At 54.5% G+C, this 20811-nt stretch carries 17 protein-coding genes; 9 read left to right on the top strand and 8 right to left on the bottom strand.

All coding sequences use genetic code 11. The features are described 5' to 3' along the window. Positions 1-200 precede the first annotated feature (200 nt). From WKJ03_RS06045 to WKJ03_RS06035, 3 genes are all read right to left on the bottom strand, one after another. Positions 201-2201, bottom strand: a complete 2001-nt coding sequence (locus WKJ03_RS06045) for a PhoX family phosphatase (protein WP_337841273.1) — start codon at positions 2199-2201, stop codon at positions 201-203. 189 nt (positions 2202-2390) lie between these two features. Beyond that, positions 2391-3101 (bottom strand): Sir2 family NAD+-dependent deacetylase, encoded by a 711-nt coding sequence (gene cobB / locus WKJ03_RS06040; protein ID WP_337841272.1) that lies wholly within the window; start codon positions 3099-3101, stop codon positions 2391-2393. Positions 3102-3222: 121 nt separating this feature from the next. Next, positions 3223-4788, bottom strand: a complete 1566-nt coding sequence (locus WKJ03_RS06035; protein ID WP_337841271.1) for a tyrosinase family protein — start codon at positions 4786-4788, stop codon at positions 3223-3225. A 194-nt stretch (positions 4789-4982) separates the two neighbouring features. Between WKJ03_RS06035 and WKJ03_RS06030 the strand changes: the two genes are divergently transcribed. The 4 genes from WKJ03_RS06030 to WKJ03_RS06015 all read left to right on the top strand — a co-directional run bounded on the left by WKJ03_RS06030 (position 4983) and on the right by WKJ03_RS06015 (position 8774). Then, on the top strand, positions 4983-5876 hold the full coding sequence (locus tag WKJ03_RS06030; RefSeq protein WP_337841270.1) for a diguanylate cyclase: 894 nt from the start codon (positions 4983-4985) through the stop codon (positions 5874-5876). Positions 5877-5962: 86 nt separating this feature from the next. Then, complete coding sequence (locus WKJ03_RS06025; RefSeq protein ID WP_337841269.1) at positions 5963-6448, top strand: glutathione peroxidase; 486 nt, start codon at positions 5963-5965, stop codon at positions 6446-6448. A gap of 216 nt (positions 6449-6664) precedes the next feature. Then, positions 6665-7522, top strand: coding sequence for a DMT family transporter (locus tag WKJ03_RS06020; RefSeq protein ID WP_337841268.1), 858 nt, complete (start codon positions 6665-6667; stop codon positions 7520-7522). Between the two features lie 76 nt (positions 7523-7598). Beyond that, on the top strand, positions 7599-8774 hold the full coding sequence (locus WKJ03_RS06015) for a glycerophosphodiester phosphodiesterase family protein (protein WP_337841267.1): 1176 nt from the start codon (positions 7599-7601) through the stop codon (positions 8772-8774). A gap of 48 nt (positions 8775-8822) precedes the next feature. Here the strand turns inward: WKJ03_RS06015 and WKJ03_RS06010 are convergent, their stop codons facing one another. Further along, positions 8823-11153, bottom strand: coding sequence for a TonB-dependent receptor (locus WKJ03_RS06010; RefSeq protein WP_337841266.1), 2331 nt, complete (start codon positions 11151-11153; stop codon positions 8823-8825). Positions 11154-11363: 210 nt separating this feature from the next. On the opposite strand from WKJ03_RS06010, the gene WKJ03_RS06005 reads away from it, so the two are divergent. After that, positions 11364-12089, top strand: coding sequence for a transporter substrate-binding domain-containing protein (locus tag WKJ03_RS06005; RefSeq protein WP_337841265.1), 726 nt, complete (start codon positions 11364-11366; stop codon positions 12087-12089). Between the two features lie 26 nt (positions 12090-12115). On the opposite strand, the gene WKJ03_RS06000 is transcribed toward WKJ03_RS06005, so the two are convergent. Beyond that, positions 12116-14068 carry an alkaline phosphatase D family protein gene (locus WKJ03_RS06000; protein WP_337841264.1) on the bottom strand — a complete coding sequence of 651 codons (1953 nt, stop codon included), beginning with the start codon at positions 14066-14068 and terminating at the stop codon, positions 12116-12118. A 139-nt stretch (positions 14069-14207) separates the two neighbouring features. Between WKJ03_RS06000 and WKJ03_RS05995 the strand changes: the two genes are divergently transcribed. From WKJ03_RS05995 to WKJ03_RS05980, 4 genes are read left to right on the top strand one after another with little or no spacing between them, the layout of a single operon-like run. Beyond that, the gene (locus WKJ03_RS05995; RefSeq protein WP_337841263.1) at positions 14208-15230 is read left to right on the top strand and encodes a Gfo/Idh/MocA family oxidoreductase; all 1023 of its coding nucleotides are present in this window, start codon (positions 14208-14210) and stop codon (positions 15228-15230) included. A 45-nt stretch (positions 15231-15275) separates the two neighbouring features. Next, positions 15276-15554 carry a hypothetical protein gene (locus WKJ03_RS05990; RefSeq protein ID WP_337841262.1) on the top strand — a complete coding sequence of 93 codons (279 nt, stop codon included), beginning with the start codon at positions 15276-15278 and terminating at the stop codon, positions 15552-15554. A 28-nt stretch (positions 15555-15582) separates the two neighbouring features. Continuing rightward, entirely contained in the window at positions 15583-15879 is a 297-nt protein-coding gene (locus WKJ03_RS05985) for a helix-hairpin-helix domain-containing protein (protein WP_337841261.1), read from the top strand. Further along, positions 15876-16382, top strand: coding sequence for a DUF2937 family protein (locus tag WKJ03_RS05980; protein ID WP_337841260.1), 507 nt, complete (start codon positions 15876-15878; stop codon positions 16380-16382). The genes WKJ03_RS05985 and WKJ03_RS05980 overlap by 4 nt, the downstream gene beginning before the upstream one ends. A gap of 56 nt (positions 16383-16438) precedes the next feature. On the opposite strand, the gene WKJ03_RS05975 is transcribed toward WKJ03_RS05980, so the two are convergent. From WKJ03_RS05975 to WKJ03_RS05965, 3 genes are all read right to left on the bottom strand, one after another. Then, entirely contained in the window at positions 16439-17983 is a 1545-nt protein-coding gene (locus WKJ03_RS05975; protein ID WP_337841259.1) for a carboxypeptidase, read from the bottom strand. A 124-nt stretch (positions 17984-18107) separates the two neighbouring features. Further along, complete coding sequence (locus WKJ03_RS05970; protein WP_337841258.1) at positions 18108-19211, bottom strand: alpha/beta hydrolase family protein; 1104 nt, start codon at positions 19209-19211, stop codon at positions 18108-18110. A gap of 95 nt (positions 19212-19306) precedes the next feature. Continuing rightward, positions 19307-20719 (bottom strand): alpha-amylase family protein, encoded by a 1413-nt coding sequence (locus tag WKJ03_RS05965; RefSeq protein ID WP_337841257.1) that lies wholly within the window; start codon positions 20717-20719, stop codon positions 19307-19309. Between the last annotated feature and the right edge of the window lie 92 nt (positions 20720-20811).

Genomic DNA, 20811 nt, shown 5'->3' with positions numbered 1-20811 from the left:
CGGAGTGAGCAATATAAAAGTGAGCGCGCCAGAAGCGAACGGGCGAATGCAGTAGTCTCCTGTTGCTGATTTGCTTGCCGCGGTGCAGGACAGGTTATGCAAGTTGAACTACCGAAATACAAAGGGCGCACCAAGGTGCGCCCCTACAACAGATCGTATAAATTTCTTCTCAAAGGTGCCAAACCGACCCGTTCTAAAACCTAGCTGCCAATCAAGCCGCCATCGTCTTTGGTGACAATGACTGTGGCCGAACGGGGGTGGCTGGTGCCGTCGTTGGCTGGCCAGTGGCTGGTCAGATTGGTGGGGGTGGAGCGGTCACCCGGGTGCTGAATATTCACAAACATGGTTTTACCATCGGGTGTAAAGGCCAGGCCGGTGATTTCGGCATCCATTGGGCCTACCAGGAAACGTTTAATTTCTTTGGTGGCCGGGTTGGCCACCAGCATCTGGTTATTGCCAAATGGGCCTTCGCCTTGTTGGCTGCCGCTCATATCGGTCTGGATCCAGAGCAGACCATTGGCGTCAAAACACAAACCGTCCGGGCTCGCCATATGGTTGTCGGCGGTCAGCGTAATGTTGGTGCCCGGTGTGTTTGTGCCCACATCACCGGCCAGCAGGAAAATATCCCAGTTAAAGCTGCGCACTGAGCTGCTGCTTTCTTTCCAGCGGATGATATGGCCTGTGGCGTTATTGGCGCGCGGGTTAGCCGGGTCAACCTGTGCTGCAGTGCGGCGGGTGTTGTTGGTCAGGGTGAAATACACCTCACCTGTGGCCGGGTGCACCGCGCCCCATTCAGGTCTGTCCATTTTGGTGGCGCCCACCAGGTCGGCGGCTAAACGGGTATTCAGCAGCACATCGGCCTGGCTGTCAAACACCACACCGGCCGCAGCGGCTGCGCTTTGTAAGGCAGCGTTGTTGATGTCCAGTGCCAGCCATTCACCGCTGCCGTCCGCGTTAAATTTGGCGACATACAGAGTGCCATCGTTCAGCAGGTGGCCGCCGGCTGTGGCCTTGTAATAAGGGGCGTTGGAGACGTATTTGTAGATGTATTCAAACTGCGAGTCGTCGCCAGAATACACAGTGACAGGCTGACCTTCGGTGACAGGGCCAAAGATCACCCCTTCGTGGCCAAAGCGGCCCAAAGCGGTGCGTTTTTGTGGCACGCTGTCCGGGTTGAAGGGGTCGATTTCGACAATCCAGCCAAAGGTATTGGGTTCATTGCGGTAGTCGGCGCTGGCGTCGGCCGCCAGGCTGCTGGCATTAAAGCGCTGGTACTGATCGGCGCCATTGTCGGCGGTTTCCCAGTAGTAACGGCTGGCTGTTTTACCCACGCCATAACGGCTGTGTTCACGCGGCTGGGTCGCGTCGGCATTCATAAAATAACCGGCCCAGTTTTCTTCACAGGTCAGGTAAGTGCCCCAGGGCGTAAAGCCGTTACCACAGTTGTTCAGGGTACCGCGGGTGCGGGTGCCGTCCTGGCTGTATTTGGTCACCACTTTGGCATGGCCACGCACAGGGCCTGTCAGCTCCATTGGGGTGGCGCCTGTGATGCGACGGTTCAAAGGGCTGCCTTGCACCAGTTGGAATTCACCTGAGGCGTCCTTTTTAATGTGGGCCACTGTCACACCGTGCACCGCCACTTCCTTGCGTACTTCGTCGGCCGGGCGGGGCAGACCTGTGGCGCCGTTCGGGTGCAATAAATCCGGGTCCAGGTATTCGTGGTTAAACACCAATAAACCTTCAGCACTGTTTTGGTGAGTGCTGCGGGCGTCTAACGGGAAAAAATGCATACCGTCATGGTGGGCGCCTACTTGTTGTTCCATTTCAGCGCCAGTGTTCTGGCCGCCGTTTTTATAGGCGGGATAACTGCCCAGCAGTGGTGTGCCCATAGGTAAAAAAGCGCGGGCTGTGTAACCCTGGGGTACCAGAATGGTGTCGGGCCGGGCCGCTGCCAGCGCGGTAAAACCCAATAACACTGGCGCTGGTTCTGGCAGCTGGGCTTCAGGTAATTTCACCGGGTCAGCACTGTCGGTGTCGCAGCCGGCCAGTGTGGTGCCCATGAGGGTGGCGATAGCAGCTCCCAAAGAGCCTTTTAAAAAGCTGCGGCGGCTGGCCAGGACTTGCTGAAACTCCGGGTTGTCGGAGAAATTGGTTTGTGGGTCTATACCCGAATTATCGATTTGAAAGTTCTTGTTATTCATCTTGACTCCAATGTCATGACCTGAAAAAGCTCGCGACATTACAGCGGGTAAAGATGACGTAATTGTTAACGGGTGTTGATGTTCTGGCGACGGTTTGATGTCAAATTTATGAAAATCAATTATTTAAGCCGAGATCGGTATTCGGGGCAGCGGCAGTCTTATGAACAATTTCAATCAGTACTCCAGGTTTTACGGATTCAGAAGTTGGGTTATAAACTGCGGCACCACTTTGCTGGCGGGGCCATACAGACCGGCGGCAAATTCGCCGCGGGTGGCTGCCAGGTTCAGCTCTACCGTATAAGCTCCGCTGGCCGCCGCCAAAGCGGCGAAACCCGCAGCGGGGTACACCTGGCCGGACGTGCCGATAGCCATAAACAGATCTGCCTGGCGCAATGCCTGCTCAATCTGTTCCATCTGGTACGGCATTTCGCCAAACCAGACAATATCGGGCCGCAGCGGCTGAGTGGGCGTGCAGCAACTGCAAGGCTCAGAGGGACTGAGTGGCCCGGTCCAGTGCTGAGAACGACCACTTTGCACACATTTGACCTGTTGCAACTGCCCATGCATGGCGATCAGCCGCTTCGAGCCGGCACGCTGGTGCAGGTTATCCACGTTTTGGGTGATTAATAAAAAGTGGCCACCCGCAGCACAGTGTTGTTGCTCCAGTTGGGCTAACGCCAGATGGGCGGCGTTGGGTTTTAGTGCCGGGTCCAGCAGCTGAGCACGGCGGGCATTGTAAAACTGGTGTACCAGAGCGGGATTGGCGGCAAAGCCTTCGGGGGTGGCAACCTCTTCAATGGCGTGGTTTTCCCACAGGCCGTTTTGATCGCGAAAGGTTTTAATACCGGATTCGGCCGAAATACCAGCGCCTGTCAGGACCACAATATTGGAATAACGCATCTTTGCTCCTTGTCAGCCGCTGATTATTGCAGGAGCGGGCCGGGTAAACCAGAGGCTGGTCCAGCAGGACAGGCTGTTTGCAGCATCAGCCCTTTGAGCTGGACTGATGCTGTGAGGGGGCTTAGTTGGCTCCAGTTTCCAGCCGTATCTGGCCAATCGCCAGACCGGTTTCCAGCGTTTTTTCCTCCACCTTGTTGGTGGTCAGGTCGGTGGCGACAAACTGCACTGTTAAATCGGCCGCTGCGGCACCCAGTTGCTGAACCTGATCACTGACCTGATAGACCAGCTGACCTATATGTCCGCTATGGGTTGCATGGCCGCCATGCTCATGGTCCAGGACACCGAAGAAGTTAATGGTGGCGACATAGACTTTCTGCTCCGGGTTTTGTTCAGAGGACAGGTAAATCTTGTAGGTCAGATGGGGCGCACCAATCATCCGCACATCATCCAGTATCAAAAAGGTCTGACCGGGCGACTGGCTCAGCAAATTCAGTTTTTCTGAACTTTGCATCAGCGTGGCGGTTTGTGGGTCCAGTGACACCTTCTGACTGACACCCATCAGCCGCACTGCGTTGTTGCTGCTGACCGGCTGATGATTGGTTTTAAACAAACTGGCTTTCGCAGTTTTGGCTTTGCTGCCCATAAACGGCTCCTGGCCTTCACACTGGGTTTCATTGGCATAACGCACCGGAATTTTGCCTGGTGTAAACACATCCGCAATCGTCATGCTGACCACAGCCCCGTTTTCATCAGCAAAGGTGTAGCTGATGTTGTACCAACTGTCTGGCATACCCAGGTTCTTTTTCGCCCACTCCAGCGTAATGGGCTGACCAGCTGCTTTACGGTTCAGCCAGCACTGCCAGAGCCGGTCAATGTTCGCATGATGCATATAAAACACCGGATCCAAGCCAGCAATAGGCACAAATCCCATATTGGGCAAGGCACAGTTCTGCCCCACGGCACAGTGCATCACCCCATGAGGCTGGCCCTGCAACTGGTTGGAAAACTGAGTAAAGTCATTGAATTTAAAGGCCTGGGCTGCACTGGCGTTATCCGGGTCTATCGCGCTGGTGTTTTCATTCAGGCCAGGAGTGCGAAACGGATCATACAAGGAGCCGGTCTGTGCCCCCCGCACCAGGGCAGGCAAAGCCAGGCCCTGGCCATTGGCGGCTTTTTCCTGATAATAATCCCAGTAGGGCAGTGCGTAGTCGGGCCCGACGTATTTACGCACAGTGCGTTCGTAAAAATACAGCATCATACGGTGCCAGGGCAGGAAATTCAGGTTGCCATGCTGGCAGGTCCCCCAGACATTCTCTGTAAAACCATCGGCGGGCACTGTGCTGTTATGCATATGCTGATAATAGGCGTCACATTGAGCCTGGCTCAGAATAGCCAGGCACTGCGGCATACGGTAAGCAATGTATTTAGGCAAATTGGTGGCATTGCCGCCGGTGCCAAAATAACCGTGGGTATTGGCCCAGTAGTTAAAGCTGGTGCGAAACCGGGCTGACAACGGATCGGCTTGATTACTGGCCCGCATTTTCTCAATACCAGCGCGTAGAGCCGCAACCCGGGCCGGGTCTTTGGCAAATTCTGCGGCGCTGATCCGTAACGAGTCGGCCTGTGCTGTGCTGCTGAAACCACAAGCGATGGCGACGGCCAGAGCCGGAATGCTGATGCTGTTCATGATGAGTCCTTGTTGGTGGTGACGGATTGTTCCTGCATGAGGAGCAAGAAAACCTTAGTTCCTTTTTTAGTTAAATCAACTTTTTACATCAATTTATTTACAATTTTTGTCAGGAGGGGGACATCTGCTGGAACTGCTTTCAGCACGGCTTTTTTTTGCTATGGTAGACACAGGCTTGTTGTAGGTGTGCTGTGATGCCGTTACGTCAGTTTCATTCGTTAAGTCAGCTTATTGATGAGTTGCTGGAAGCCGTTTGCGTGGTGGATAAGCACGGCGTTTTTGTCTACTTAAGCCCCGGTGCCCAGCGGGTCTTTGGCTATAAACCGGCGGAAATGCGTGGTCGGAATATGCTGGAGTTTATGCACCCGGATGACAAAGACCGTACTTTGTTGGCGGTAAACGACATTATGGCCGGTCAGGTCAAAACTGAATTTGAAAACCGCTACATCCGCAAAGACGGTTCTGTGGTGCATTTACAGTGGTCAGCCCGCTGGTCCGAACAGGAGCAGGTGCGGGTGGCGGTTGCCCGCGATATCACCTCCCATAAACAGGTGCTGCAGCAACTGCAGCATCTGGCATTTTATGATTGCTTAACCGGCTTGCCAAACCGTGCGCTGCTGATGGACCGGCTGCAACAGGGCCTGGCCCGCTGCAGGCGGGAAAACCGGGTGCTGGCGCTCTGCTTTGTCGACTTAAATAAATTCAAACAAATTAATGATCAGTATGGCCATGCGGCGGGGGATGCGGCTTTGTGCGCGCTGGCCACTGCGCTGAAGACCGCGCTGCGGGATACGGACACTGTAGCCCGACTGGGGGGGGATGAGTTTGTGGTGTTGATGGATTGTCAGAATGCCGCTGAAGTGGCCCCTGTGCTGGAAAAACTGACACAGGCCTGCCAGCTGACTTTTCTCTGGCAGCAGCAGAGCCTGCAGCTCGAAGCCAGCATAGGGGTGGCTTTGTATCCTCAACATGCGGTGGATGCGGACAGCTTGTTGTGCCTGGCTGATCAGGCGATGTTCCGGGCCAAGCTGCAATGGCCGCATTTGTGTTTTGCCGGTGCTGTGTCAACGGATCTATCGGAAAAATAGAATAAGCTGATTGAAATATTCCAGTAGTCAGCCGACTGATTTTCTTTCAGACTGGTTTTTTTGTTGAAAAACAACGGAGAACACAGATGACGGATATTCTGGCGCAGCAGGTGAAAGACATTCGTGGCAACACAGTGGATTTAAGCCAATACAGAGGACAGGTGGTACTGGTAGTCAATACAGCCAGCGCCTGTGGTTTTACCCCTCAATACAAAGGGCTGGAGCAGCTGTATCAGCAGTACAAAGACCGCGGCCTGGTGATTTTGGGGTTTCCCTGCAATCAGTTTGGCAAGCAGGAGCAGGGCGATGAAACAGAAATCAGCAGCTTTTGTGAACTGAATTATGGGGTGAGTTTTCCGCTGTTTGCCAAGGTGGATGTCAACGGCCCTGATGCTTTGCCTTTGTTCAGTGCACTGAAAAAGGCCAAACCTGGCTTGTTTGGCACCCAAAGCATTAAATGGAACTTCACCAAGTTTCTGATTGGCCGTGACGGTCAGGTCATTTTGCGGGCCGCCCCCAGCACCAAACCTGAAGATCTGGTCAATGCCATTGAACAGGCGTTGGCGCAGTAAGTCCTGCCAAAAAAGACGCCCCGATAAAGGGGCGTTGCAAAGACAGGCTGGGAAGACTGCAAAAATGCTTGCTGAACCCTGTGCGTTAAACGCCAGCTGATTATCCTGGCAACTCAGTGTTTCCTCTTTGATTTAGAACAAGTTCCGCTTCTTCTGTTGACAGTTCAGCGCACAATCTTCAGATTGCAGCAGTTGTTGAAACGGGAGAACTGAAACATGGCTGCACACCAGGTCAGGCAGGGTATTTTCTTTATGGTAGCCGCGGTGGGTTTTTTCTCTGCGATGGACGCCTGCATGAAACATCTGACGGCGCAGTATGGGCCTATGCAGATCACCGCCTTGCGGGCTTTATTTGCCTGGCCCCTGATCGTCGGCTGGTTGTTGGCCACCGGCCGGGTGCAACATTTACTCAAGGCCCGCTGGTCTTTGCATTTGCTGCGTGCCGTGCTTGGCATCGTGATGCTGGCGGCTTTTGTGTTCAGCATCCGTACTTTGGCGCTGGCAGACGCTTATGCCATTTTTTTTGCCGCTCCTTTGCTGATCACCCTGCTGTCGGTCTGGTTTCTGAAGGAAAAAGTGCATCTGCGGCAATGGGTAGCCATCGCAGTGGGCATGGTGGCTGTGCTGTGGATGCTCAAACCCGAAGGCAACCAGTTATTAAGCCTGGGAGCCCTGGCGGCCTTGTTGTCGGCTTTATGTTACGCCATCTCGGCGGTGACGGTCAGCGTGCTGGCCCGCACGGACAACAGTGGCAATATGGTGTTCTGGCTGATGTCGATGATCGGTCTGGGGGCCGGTGCTCTGGCCTGGCCGGACTGGGTTCCCTTGTCGGCAGATTATCTGCCCTGGATGCTGGCGCTGGGGCTCACCGGCGCCATAGGCCAGGTGTGTATTACCGAAGCGTTCCGGCTGGCCCCTGCGTCCGTCATTGCTCCCTTTGAGTACACGGCGCTGATTTGGGGTTTAGGTTTTGACTGGCTGCTGTGGCAGCATGTGCCTGGCTGGTCATTGCTGATAGGGGCGACTGTGATTATGGGCAGCGGTTTGTATTTATTGGCGCAGCAGCGGCACTGACAACTGATGGCTTTGAGCGTCACGGGCTTGTCATACCTGGCTTTTAAACTACAGAATTTTAACCGGAGTCTGATTGATGAACTACCTGTGGTTATCTGCTGTGCTGCCGCTGACAGCGCAGGCCGCCTGCCCGGATTTTCTGGTGGTGGCACACCGTGGTGCCAGTGGCCATTTGCCTGAACATACGCTGGAGGCTTACCAGCTGGCGATGAAAATGGGCGCCGACTTTATTGAACCGGATTTAGTGCCTACCCGCGACGGGGTGCTGATCAGCCGGCATGAAAATGATTTGACCCACAGCACCAACGTGGCTGATCTGCCGCAGTTTGCCAGCCGGAAAACCACAAAGCGTATTGATGGTCTGGAGGTAACGGGCTGGTTTGCCGAAGACTTCAGCCTGGCCGAAATTAAACAACTGAAAGCCCGTGAACCCTTGCCACAGCTGCGGCCACAGGGCGTCGCCCATAATGACCAGTACCAGTTGGTGACGCTGGCCGAAATTATTGCTGCTGTGCGTCAGTTTGAGCGGGACACCGGCCGTAAAGTCGGGATTTACCCCGAGACCAAACACCCGACTTTTTTCCGGTTTGAAGGCAAACATCTGGATGGCACGGCCATTCACCTCAATACCTCAGAACTCTTAGTGCAGGCGCTGAAAAAGCACGGCTTTACCGACTCGAAACGGGTGTTTATTCAGTCCTTTGAACTGCAAAATCTGCTGGAACTGAAACAGAAACTGATGCCGAAATACCGGGTTAGCCTGCCCTTGGTGCAGCTGCTGGGTGACACCGGAAAAGCCTATCTGCCACCCAAAGACAATTTCTCAGTGCCTTATGATATCTGGTATCACCAGCAGCAAAAGACCCAACTGACCGGGCTCTATGGTGAAGCGGCCGCCTTGATTGCCAGGCTGCCGTTACCGCTGGATTACAGCCAGTTGCTGCAAGGCGAAGGCAAAAGCTTGCTGCAAAGTTACGCCAGCGGTGTTGGGCCCTGGAAAAGCAATTTGTACCAGCAGGGCACTGTGACATTAAAACCTGAGTTTGCTGCGTTGACACAGCAATTTCAGCTGCACCCTTATACCTTGCGGGACGAAGACAACTACCTGCAAAAGGATAAAGACGGCAAAAGTTTCAGCCTGAGATTTGAGGCCAATGCCTTAATGCAGCAAGGAGTGCAAGGGGTATTCAGTGACTACCCGGATCTGGTGCTGGCGGAGCGCAATGAGTGGCGGCAAAGCTGCGCGAAATAAGTGAACCCCAGAAATTGGGGTCAGAGTAGTACTCTGACCCCAAAGTTATCAGAAGTCCAGTGACAGGGTCAGGCTGGCTGTGCGTTCAGCACCGATGAAGTAAGCGCCTTCCTGACCACCTGTCAGGTAACTTTCATCGTTCAGGTTGTTGATCACCAGGGCTAAATCCAGGCCTTTAAACAGCTCTGAATTGCTCAGGGTTTTGCTGTAACCGACATAGAAATCCAGCACTGTGGAGGCTGGCAGCTCGTCTTTATTGCCACCCATGGCGGCGCCAAAGTAGCTGGCCGTATGACGGGCTGTGAGGCCGGTACGGTAGGCTTGGCCCTGATAACGCAGCGACAGGTTGTAGATTTTCTCCGGCGAGCCAGCCACTTTGTCACCGGCAAAAATCGCGGCCGGGTTGATCACCGGGTTGCCGTTTGCATCCACCACCACATTGCCGTCTTCATCCAGCACCTGACTGTTCACAGTGCGGTTGTATTCGGCCTTGTTCAGGGTGGCAGCGCCATAGAGGCTCCAGCCTGAACCCAACTGCCAGTCCATGCTGGCTTCAATGCCGTTGGAGTCAATACCGCCGACGTTGACATAAGTGCCATCCAGCTCGTTCAGGTAATCCGGGCCACCGTTGGCGCCGGGCTGCAGATAGGTAATGCGGTTGTCGAAGGTGACATCGTAATAAGTCACAGAGAAGTTCAGCGCATCGCCAAAGTAACGCAGACCCAGATCAATATTGTCAGCGGTTTCGGCTTCCAGCGCGTTGTAATCCTGATTGGTTTCCAGAATAGCGTCGCTGATGGCTTTAAAGTTTTCTGTGTAGCCAGCAAACAACTCAATCTGGTTGGTCAGGCTGTACACCAGACCCACAGAAGGCAGCAGATCGGAATCGCTGTCTAGCTGGCCCTGGTTCGCCGTCACAATATTGTCCTGGCGCTCCACGTCCACGTAAAACTGCTTCACCCCCAGGGTCACACTCAGGTCGTCGCTCAGACGGATCTGATCCTGCAGGTAGAGTTTTTGGGTGTCGGTGTCGTAGGTGCGGTCGTACTGCACCCAATAAGGCGAGGCATCGAAATAGTGGTATTGCACCGGGTCAATCACATTGTGCCAGTCACGGCTTTCATCCCGCTCCTGCTGTTCCAGCCAGGCACCGGCACGCAGCTCGTGGTTACCCAAAGCCCAGAACAATTCAGACGTCATGCCCAGACGTTGTTTTTCGTAGTGAGTGTGGCGGTAAGATGACACCCGGGTGGCCTCCGATACATCGGCCGCCGGGTCGAGAATTGGCCGGTTCTGTGAGTCGACATGGGTGTAGGGCCTCAGTACCCCTGTGCCTGTGCCGCGGGTGACGCGGTTGCCCTGCGCATCCACCACATAGACCTGGTAGTTGGGCATCCAGTCGCCGCGGCCGGATTGCAGATGCAGGTAAGGGGTGACAGTCAGCTGGATATCGTCGGTTAAATCGGTTTCGACTTTGACATAGCTGAAGCTGTTTTCACGTAAGGTTGACCAGACTTCGGCAAAGTTCTGGTCAATATCCGGGTTGCCGGTCCAGACATTGGTCAGGCGGTCCCAATGCGGGTTTTCAGCAAACTGAGCCAGCGACACTGTGTTGTAGTTATCTTCATTGGCATCATCGTACGAGAAGCGGGCGGTGATTTTGGTGTTGCCCAGTTCGGTCACTGATTTGGCTTCGGCATGCAGGCGTTCCGTAAAGCCATTGCTGCCGGTGCCAATCCATCTGTTGCTGTAGCTGTCTGACAGGCTGACATAGGCTTTGGTATGACCGCCCAGCTCGCCTGTGTTGTAGCGGCTGAAATAACGACGGGCATTGTGGTCACCCCCTGTCACCCCGAAGTTCAGGCTTTCTTCGTCGTCCGGGTTTATCGAGACAAAGTTCAGCGTGCCCCCCAGCGCATCCAATGAGGCTGAGGCGATATCAGAGGTGCCCTGGCCCACTTCCACCAAAGCCGTGTTTTCGGTGTCCAGGTAACGGTTGGCTTTACTGCCACCGCCATAAGAAGAACCACCGTTAGGCAAACCATCCACCGTAATACCCAGTTGTTGTTCACTGCCACTGACGGCAAAACCACGCATACTGATGGTGGTTGACCAGTCATCACCGCCAAAGGCGTCACCCTGACCGACCGTAATACCCGGCAGCTGGTTGACGAGATCCATCACGTTGCCGATGGGGGACTTACTTTGTTTCATCGCCTCATCGACAGTGTTATTGGCATAGCTGATGCGTTTGCCGGTTACCGCCATCACTTCCACTTCCGCTTCTGCGGTCGCGGCGCTGGCTGCTTCTTCGGCCAAAGCCGGGTGGCTCAGACTGGCACTGATGGCTATCGCCACTAAGGTTTTTTGTAAAGTCACGCGCAATCTCCCTTTAATTCATTGAGGTATCAGGCTTTACCACTGACGGGCAAATTCGCGCTTATTCTGGAGTGGGCAGATGACAGACCAGTGAATCCGGTGTTACCGAATTGTGTAATTAAAATGTAAGTTCTGCGAACAGAGCCACTAAAAAACTGGATTATATTCAGCCTGTTGCTTAAGCTAAGTGTCCTTTGCTAAGGAGTCTTAATGAAGTTCTGGCTATGCATGATCGGCATCTGGTGTCTGCCTCTGTGGGCGTGCAGCGGTCCTAAACTCGCCATTCTGGTGGGGGTGGATAAACCTCCTTATATTGACATCAAAAGGCAAAGTGGCTTTGAGCTGGAACTGCTGAAACACGTCAGTCAGCAAACCGGGCGTTGTGCCCGTTTTTTACATGTGCCCAATGGCCGGTTGCTGGAGCAATTTAACGAAGGTCAGGCTGATTTAGTCTCCTTGCAGCGCACTGTACCGGACGGTCTGCACGCCACAGTGCCTTATATCCGTTATGAAAATGTGCTGATTATCCGCAAGGACGCCTTGCGCTCTGTGCGGCGTCTGACCGATCTGGCCGGCAAGCGGCTGATGGCCTTTCAAAACGCCAGCCAGTTTTTAACCGACGATTATCGCCGCATGTTGCCGCTGCTGGCCAGCTACCAGGAGGTGGTGGAACAACAAAAGTTACCCAGTATGCTGCTGAAAAAGCGGGTGGATGCCTTGGTGATGGACCGCAATGTCTTTGAGTATTACTACCGGCAAACCGCCCCTGACGATGCCAGCCTGCAGCAACTGCACTGGTTTGGGGTGAACAGTTACCACCTGCTTGGCCGCGATCCACAGCTGGTGCAGCAGTTCAGCCAGGCGTTGCAGCAGTTTCAGCAAACCGATGCGTTTTATCAGTTGCAGCTGCACTTCTTCCGACAGGCCAATCAGTAACTCTCTGCCGTTATGGCCGACGGGGATCACAGGCTGTAATCTTCGCTGACTTCATCATCGCCCTGGGTCAGATCAAATTCGACAGTTTCACCTTTGGCGGTTAACTGCAGCACCCGCTGCGGCACTCCATCTGCCGTCAGTTGTACCAGGCCAATACCTGCGCTGTTTACCAGACGCTGACCTGCTGTGGCTCCCACTGGTTTGTGATGGGTTACTTTCATCTGCCGTCTTTTGGTCAGCCAGTTTAGTGGCGAGCGGGAGGCGTAGAGCCAGCGGTTGCATCTGTCCAGCCACTGCAACAAGCGAGCGGGAAATTCATTCTTCAGGCCACTGCTGGTGATCTGCCAGATGGACGGGCTGTACTCACGGCAACGCAACCCCACCTGAAATACAAAGCTGTAATGCACATCGCCGGACAAAATCACAAAATTCTGCGGTGTTTTCGGGTGACGAAACAGGTTCAACAGCGCATGGGCTGAGCCCGGATGTGCCATCCAGCTTTCGGCATCCACCAGCAGCGGTTTGCCAAAGGCGGTAAACAGATGCTGAATGGCTTCAATCAGTTTGACACCAAAGACCGGGGCGGGAGACACCAGCAATACCGCCTTTTTGCCCAATAACTGTTGCTGCAAATCCGTAATGCTTTCCCAGTCCATCAGGCCCGACGGGTTGGCCGCAGAGACTTCGGAGCGCCAGCGTTGGGTGCGGGTATCCAACACTATCAGTGGCGGCTCGGTCGGCCATTGATAATGCCACTGGTTAAACTTCAGTAAGGCACTGATGCAGTCATCATGCACGGAACTGCCTGGCTTTGCTGCCGCTTGCTGGCATAAGGGCAGTAACGGCTGATGACGCTCCGGCGTATTGCCCCAGCCCTGGAATAAGGCGTAGCCCAACAGGGCATTGCCGATAATACGGCGTGAAAAGGGCTGCTGGTAGGCCGTTTGTTCCCATTCGGCTGTCAGGTTCCAGTCGTCGGAAATATCGTGATCATCAAAAATCATCGCCACTGGCAGATGTGCCATCAAGCGCTGGACCTGACCCAGGCCGGCCGCAAAGGCCTGAATGCTCTGATGCTGTTGCTGCGCTTTGTGTTGTTGTTTCGCAGGTAAAGACAGGACCAGATCCGCAGGTAGCCCGCTGCTCAGCAGGGACCAGCACTGTGGTGACCAGACCAGTAAATACATGCAGCAGACTTCGGCAAACGAAATCAGGTGGTTGTGTGCATTGTCGCTGGTGAATACAGGTTTTCGCACCCCTTTAAACACTTGCTGCAACACCTGCCGGCCGGCTTGGGTGTCTGGCAATAACTGCTCACGCTGGCCGTAATAAGGCCGCTGCTGATGCAACTCTGATGAACTCTGAATTTCGGCATTGGGCAACTTTTCATCGGCAAAGCCCAGTTTCTCCGTCAGTTGGTGAATGGCATGCAGCATCGGCATGGCCACATCGTCGGCGTAAATCTGGTCACCACTGAGCATCAACAGGCTGGGCCAGTCCTGCGCTGAGCAAGCGGCCAGGTACTGATCGGCCCGCACCAGGCCATCCGGGCCATTAAAATGCGGTTTGCGGCAGGAGCCATGCAGCAGCTGCCGCACCTGGGGCTGCAGCCGGAAAAAAGGCAAGTGCTGGCCCGGGTACCGCAAGGTGTGAACCAGCTGGTAGCAGCTTTGCCAGTGTGAGTCCTGCTTTGCTTTGAGCTGCAAATCATAATAAACCGCCAGCTCCAATGGCAGCGGCTGCTGCAGTGGCAGGTCAATCAGCTGCAGGTACAGCGAGCTGGCCAGTTGCAGCTCTGTGGTGGCGCCGCTCAGTTGCTGGCTGCTGCAGTGCGCCGAATACGGGGGTTCACTGTGGCTCTGCAGCCGCAACTGACAATCGACAGCGGCAGAGGTGGCCAGCCAGAAGGTCAGGCGGGTGGGGGTGATACGGCGCAGAATGGGGCCTGCCAGCAGCAAAGGCACAGAATCAGTGGTCAAAAGCCGGAGTTCCTTTGGGTGTTGTTTTTTTAAGCTCTGCCTCATCCTATCGCAGTTTTTGTAAATCTTCACTGAATTGAACCACTTGGCCTGGTTAAAACCGCTATGCTCTGGGTTCATTAGTGAAGAGGCCTGTTGCATGATAAAAACCGCAGTCATTGGTTTTGGTTTATCCGCCAGGGTATTCCATCTGCCTTTTTTGACCCCGGAACTTGGTTTTGAACTCTGCGCTATTTCAAGCTCACAGCCCGAAGCCAGCTCGTACCGGCCTGGCCTGAAGGTTTATGCAGAAGCGCAGCAACTGATCCAGCTGACTGCGGCTGAACTGGTGGTCATCACCTCGCCCAATCAAAGCCATTATGAGCTCGCCAAAGCAGCGCTGCTGGCCGGTAAACACCTGGTGGTGGAAAAACCTTTTACGCTGCGTGTCAGTGAGGCGGAAGAACTGGTTGAGCTGGCCGCCCAAAAAGGCCTGCAGCTCTGTGCTTACCATAACCGTCGCTTTGACGATGACTTTCTGGCGCTGCAGCAGCTGATTGCAGAAGGCAAGCTGGGGGCTGTTCGGCTGATGCAGTCACGTTTTGACAGGTTCAGACCGCATGTGCAGCAGCGCTGGCGCGAAAGAGCGGAGTTTGGCAGCGGTATTTTATTTGATTTAGGCCCGCATTTAATTGACCAGGCCTTGCTGTTATTTGGGATGCCAGAGGCCATGACAGCCCGCTGTCGCATACTGCGTGACGACGGGCAGACTACTGATTATTTTCAGCTGCAGCTGCACTACGGGGATAAAGAAGTCTGTGTAAGCTCGTCGCCTTTTGCCGCCGCCACACCGCTGCGTTTTGAAGTGCAGGGCAGCCAGGCCAGCTTCCGCAGTTATGGCCTGGACCCGCAGGAAGAGATCTTACGTTTTGGGCAGGGTCTGCATGACCCGCGCTGGCCGGTGCGGCAGCGGGAGCGTCAGGCCGAGTTTGCCGATGCCACAGGCAGCCATAGCCTGGCATTGCCTCAAGGCCGTTATGCCGGTTTTTATCAGCAACTGGCATTGGCACTCTCTGGAAAGGCCGCTTTGCCTGTCTCAGCTGCGCAGGCGGTACAATGCGTAAAAGCCATTGAGCTGGCGCTGCAAAGCGCGGCCCAGCAGAAAACATTGGCGTGGAACTGACGGACGATTTATTGTCGTGATCTAACAACTTAAAAGGAGGAGCAGATGCAAAGCTTATCTTTGGCTCAACGCAGCAGGCAGGTGGTTCGCGTCACAGCTGCGGTACTGCTGCTGCCGTTTTTGGCGATGCAATTCAGCGCTGAAGTGAATTGGGGGCCAGGCGACTTCCTGCTGGCCGGGGTGCTGCTGTTTGCTGCTGGCATGTTGTACCAACTGGCCGCTGTGCAGCTGCGCACGAAAAAGCAGCGTCTGGCGCTCGGCTTTGCTGTGCTGTGTGCATTGTTACTGATCTGGGCTGAACTGGCGGTGGGGCTGTTCCACTGAGCGTCCGGGCGTCTGAGGGAGTGATCCTGTGCATCCAGCCAAAGTAAAGCGTCTGCAAACCTGCCAATTGACGGATTTACCTAATATTGGACCGGCGAGTGCTGCCGACCTGCGTTTGCTGGGCATTGAGCAACCTGCCGATCTGATAGAGCGGGACCCATACCAGATGTATCAGCAACTTTGTGAGCTGACCGGCCAGCGGCATGATCCCTGTGTTATTGATGTGTTTATCTCAGTAACCCGTTTTATGGCCGGCGAAGAGCCGAAAGCCTGGTGGTGTTATACCGCGGAGCGCAAAGCCAGATTAGAGGACATTCCTTTGTGATTAGCCGTTTCATCGATAAGTTAGTCTTTGCCGCTACGCTGCTTCTGGCTTTGCAGTTCCCCTTGTTCGCTGAGCATTACCATCAGTACCTGAGCGGATTTTATCAGGCCACCAAACAGCAGGTGGATGGGTTTGAAGCCACCGCCAAAGCGCATCAGTTTGCTGATTTAAATGCAATGATTGCCAGGCACCTGAACAACACAGAGGCCAGTGTGCGGGCAGACGCCAGGCAAAAACAGGCAACGGTTGAGCTGTTGCATGAACTGAGTGCCGGTATCGATATTTTTGCCAATGGTTACCTGCCGGAAAAATTGCTGTTTATGCTGCAGCCAAAACGATGGCCTCAGTTACGGGTTGTACTGAGCAACTTCACTCCGGGCATTCCGTTAAGTGCTGAAGGTCTGCTGTTTGGTCTGATCCTGGGTTTATTACTGAACCTGCTGCTGATGTGGCCTTTTTATGTGCTGGGAAGGAAAACTGCCGCGCGCCTGCGGGCAGGCTGAAGAACCACTGAAAAAGCAAAGGCCAGTCACTCTGGCCTTTGCTTATTCAAAGAACATTAGTACCTGGCGGCCTGATCCGGTTTGACCAGGGTGGCGTTGATAAAGTCACGTAAATCCTGGTTCGACTGTTTTAAATCTTCGTGGCGCAGGTACATCATATGGCCGCTGCGGTAGCCTTTGAAGCTTAAGCGGTCTTTCATTTTGCCGCTGGGGTCCAGTTGCCACATGCTGTATTTGGCGTCGAAGTAGTTGGTGGCACCGTCGTAATAACCGGATTGAATCATCACGTTCAGGTACGGGTTGGCGGCCATTGCCAGGCGCAGGTTTTCACCTGTGTTGTCATCGCTGCGATCCCAGGGGTGTACAGGGCCGAACATATTGTATTTCACGTCGGTTTTGTAGTTCAGCTCAGTGCGCAGGTAATGGTTCATCGCCGGAGTAAACGAATGCAGCCAGGATGTCAGCTCGGCGTTGTAGTCCGGCTCTACGCCTGCATCTTTGCGGTCAATACCCAGATAACGGGAATCCAGCCGGCCTACTGTTTTGCCTTGGTCGCGTAATAAATCTTTCCAGAAAAACGCCGGGTCTATATCCAGATTGTTTTGCACTACAGAGGTCAGGGACAAGCCGGAATAACGGGCGACCTGCTCGGCCACGGCCTGTTTTTCGGCCGGGTCAATAAAGGCACCTTTGGCCAGTGCCGGCAGGTAAGTGTTCAGCGTATAACTTTCCACTTCAGCCAGCACCTCCATCAGGTCTTTTTGTTGCAGGTCCTGCGGCAGCTTTTTATGGTGCCAGGCGGTGGCGGCAAAATACGGCAGACGGTTGGCCACATCGACCGGGCCTTCGCGTTTAATGCCAATTTCGGTGGGAGACACCAGCACCACACCGTTTAAATACATCCATTGCTGGTTTTGCAGCGCCAGTGCCAGACCAGATACCCGGGTGGTGCCATAGCTTTCGCCTATCAGGTATTTAGGGGATGGCCAGCGGTCATAACGGCTGACAAAAGTATTCAGCCAGTCGGCCAGGTACTTGATGTCGGCATTGGTGCCGAAGAACATTTTCTGCTGGGCATCTTTACCAGGCAGCTTGCCATCTTTGCCTGGTAATACCCGTGAATAGGCGGTGTTGACCGGGTTGACAAAGACGATGTCGGCGCTGTCCAGCACTGAATAGGGGTTTTCTTTCACCCCATAAGGCTGCAGCGGGTAACCCTCACTGTCGATATTAATGGCGCGTGGCCCTGTGTAGGCAATTTGCATCCAGACCGAAGCGGAACCGGGGCCGCCGTTAAAGGAAATCAGCAAAGGCCGGCTGTTGCGGTCCTTCACCCCCTGACGCTCGTAATAGGTATAAAACACTGTGGCTGTGGCGTTGCCTTCGTCATCCCAGACCGGCTGAGTGCCGGTATAGGCTTTATAGCTGAACGACTCGCCCAGCACTTTGGTGTCGTGATTGGTCACGACCACCGAGTCCACATCAATCTGGCGTTTGTGCAGGGGGCCAGCCGGTGCGTCTTTGGCTTGTGCCAGACCTGGTTGCAGGCTGAGTAAAACGGCCAGGCTGAGGCTGGCCAGAGTCAGGGTGGTTTTTTTCATTGTTAGTCCCGTGGTTTTTTATCTGCGTAAATTGGTTGTGCCAGCGATCTGGGCAAAAGACCGCCTTAGGTTTGTAACTTAGCTCCGTGCAAAGCACCAGAGCGCTGCGACCAAAAGCCTGCTTTCAGCGGCTGGGCCTGGTCGCCTGTAATTCTCTCAGCCAGGCCCAGACCTGTTGTTGCTGCGCCAGATGAAATTCGTGTTTGGCTTCAGTCCAGAGTTCAGTGCGCAGTTTTTCTGCAGCCCCTGCCTGCTGCCAGGCTTGTTTCAACTGATGATAGCCCTTGAGCACAGCGTCAGCTGGCATCAGTGGGTCCTGACCGCCATTGAGCAGGTACAAGGGTTTGGGGGCGGCCAGGCTGACCAGATCCGCAATATCCAGCTGGCTGTTCAGCCCGGGGTGCAGAAAATAAAAAGACGACTGGCCTTTGGCCAGATTGCTGCCGCTTTTCAGCAGAACAGGCCAGCTGTTAAACCAGCAGGCAGCCACAGCGGCATTCACCTGATCCGATAAAGCTGCCACTTGCCAGGCGCGAAAGGCGCCCATCGAAAACCCCAGGCTGATCAGCGGCAGGCTGGCGCTGTGAAGCTGTTGGCGTAAAAAGCTGGCCAGCTGCATATCCTCATAGGCGGCCAATCCAGCCAGCGAATGACCGGCGGCCAGCAAATTGGCGGCCAGCTGTTGCTGCTGGTCATAACTTAGCGGGCCGCGGCTGGCAAAACCCGGGCTGTCGGCGGCCAGCACCAGATAACCCTGGCGGGCCAGCTCATCGCCAATAAAGACACCGGAAAAGTATTTGTCGACCCAGGGTTGGGCTAAGGCCAGTTGGGCCGGGTCTGTCGGGCGGATGTATTTTTCTTTGCCTAGCGCAAAAAAGGCGCCGTGATCATGCAGCAACAACACGGCACCTATCGGCCTGGCTGGGCGTAATATCAGCGCCAGGCTTTGGGTCTGACTGGTCAGCTGCAGTTGCCACTGTTCCAGTTGATAGCCGTCGCGTTGTTCTTTTTGCTGCAATTGCCCTGTGGCGGGCGCTTCATCCGGCCACAACAAAGCGGTGCGGTAACGTTGTTTTTGTTGCTGTTGCCAGGGGCCGAAGTCTTGTTGGGGTTGCCAGGATGCCGCGGCAGGTGGCGCCAGCACCGGCAAGGTCGGGTCCGGCACTGTGGAAGGTTCAGCGCCTGGCTGAGCCAAAATCAGTTGAAGCAGCAGGGCGATGGGCAACATCAGCAAAACTCTGAAAGGGCTAGATTGATTTACTCTAACCAGCCAGCGGCGGCTGAACAAGAAAAAAGGGCAGCGGGTGCGCTGCCCTGATTCGCTTACTGCTCCAGCCACATCCGGGCACTACGGCCTGGAATGGTCAGTTTGAACCACTGGCTGCTGACGTTGAAGGTATTGCCTGCCAACACATCGCTGTAGTTTTTGTACCAGTTAAACTCGTAAGCGTAACTGTCGACCCAGAAATCCACCGGCTGCTCGCACTTGTTGATACCCACCACGCCTTTTTTGCCACGTTTAAACAGCAGGAAGCAGTCGTTGTAACCCATCACCTGCATGCCGTTGCCCTGGGCCGCGTTGTGAAAACGGATCATGTTTTTAATATCGGCTCTTTTGTAAAAATCCTGCCAGCGGTAGCCGTCCAATGCGGCCGTTTCGCCATGGTCGGAATAGATCATCGGCATGCCACCGTCCCGGCCCAGAATATAGGCATGGGCCAGCACTTCATCTGTGCTGTTTAAGATCTGATAACGGAAACCGTCGTTGGTTGGAATATCATGGGTAATAGCAAAGGTGACAGCTTTATTCCAGGCCAGTGCCTGGCCATAAGCGCCGGGGTCCACCAGACTGTTCATTGAGCCGCCATACGACAGCGCACTGCGGATAGAGGCAAATAACGGGAAGTCATAAGCGCCCTGGCCTGTACCGTCGAGGTAAGGTTTCAGAAACAGCTCGTATTCCTGGTTGCCAGCGCCGCCAGAAGTGATCACTTCACCAAACACATGCACGCCGCTTTTAATACCGGAGTTAAACACCTGATTGATATGGGTATTGGTCATATGTTTCACCGCATCCACCCGGAAACCTTTGATACCCATGTTTTTCAGCGCCTGCAGGTACTGCTGTTGCTGGCTGACCACCCAGCTGTTGTTGTCTAAATCCGGCAGGCCGGTGTCGCCGCCCCCGCCACAGAGCCGGTAATACTGCACATGGCCGACATCCAGCCAGTTGGTAATACAACCCGCTGCATGAAAGTCGGAGCCGGATAAAAAGTTCTGGCTTAAATCACCAAACAGCTTCTGGTTATTCACATAGGTCCAGTTGGCGCTGTAGTTATTCAACTGCTCAGTGCCGGGGTAGTTCAGATCGGAGCGTTTCCAGGACTCGTTCGCCATATGGTTCAGCACCACATCGGCATACACCTCGACGCCCAGGCCCGATAAAGTGGTGATCAGTGTTTGCAGTTGCTGCTTGTTGCCACGGGGGTGGTCGATCAGGCGTAAATCCTGTGGCTGATAACGGGCCCACCATTCGTTGCCACTGGATTTCAGCGGCGGGGCCACCAGCACTTTTTTATAACCGGCGGCGGCAATTTCATTGGCTTTGGCGGTAATTTCAGTGTAATTCCAGTTAAAGGCGTGCAGTATCACATCGGCCTGAGCCGCTGGCGTGACGGCCACAGCCGCGCTGAGCCAAAACAGCGCCTTCAGCTGGCAAGTTGTTGTATTCACCATAAAGTCACCTTGTCTGTTGATTTGTTGTTATCTGCACACAACCAATTCCATTGGTCTGTGCAGTGGTTCACCGGTGACCCATGAAAATTAGG

Source organism: Rheinheimera sp., from assembly GCF_037442525.1.
Taxonomy (GTDB): domain Bacteria; phylum Pseudomonadota; class Gammaproteobacteria; order Enterobacterales; family Alteromonadaceae; genus Pararheinheimera.
The sequence above is the reverse complement of the archived record's forward strand: the minus strand, read 5'-3'. Positions and strand labels throughout refer to the sequence as shown.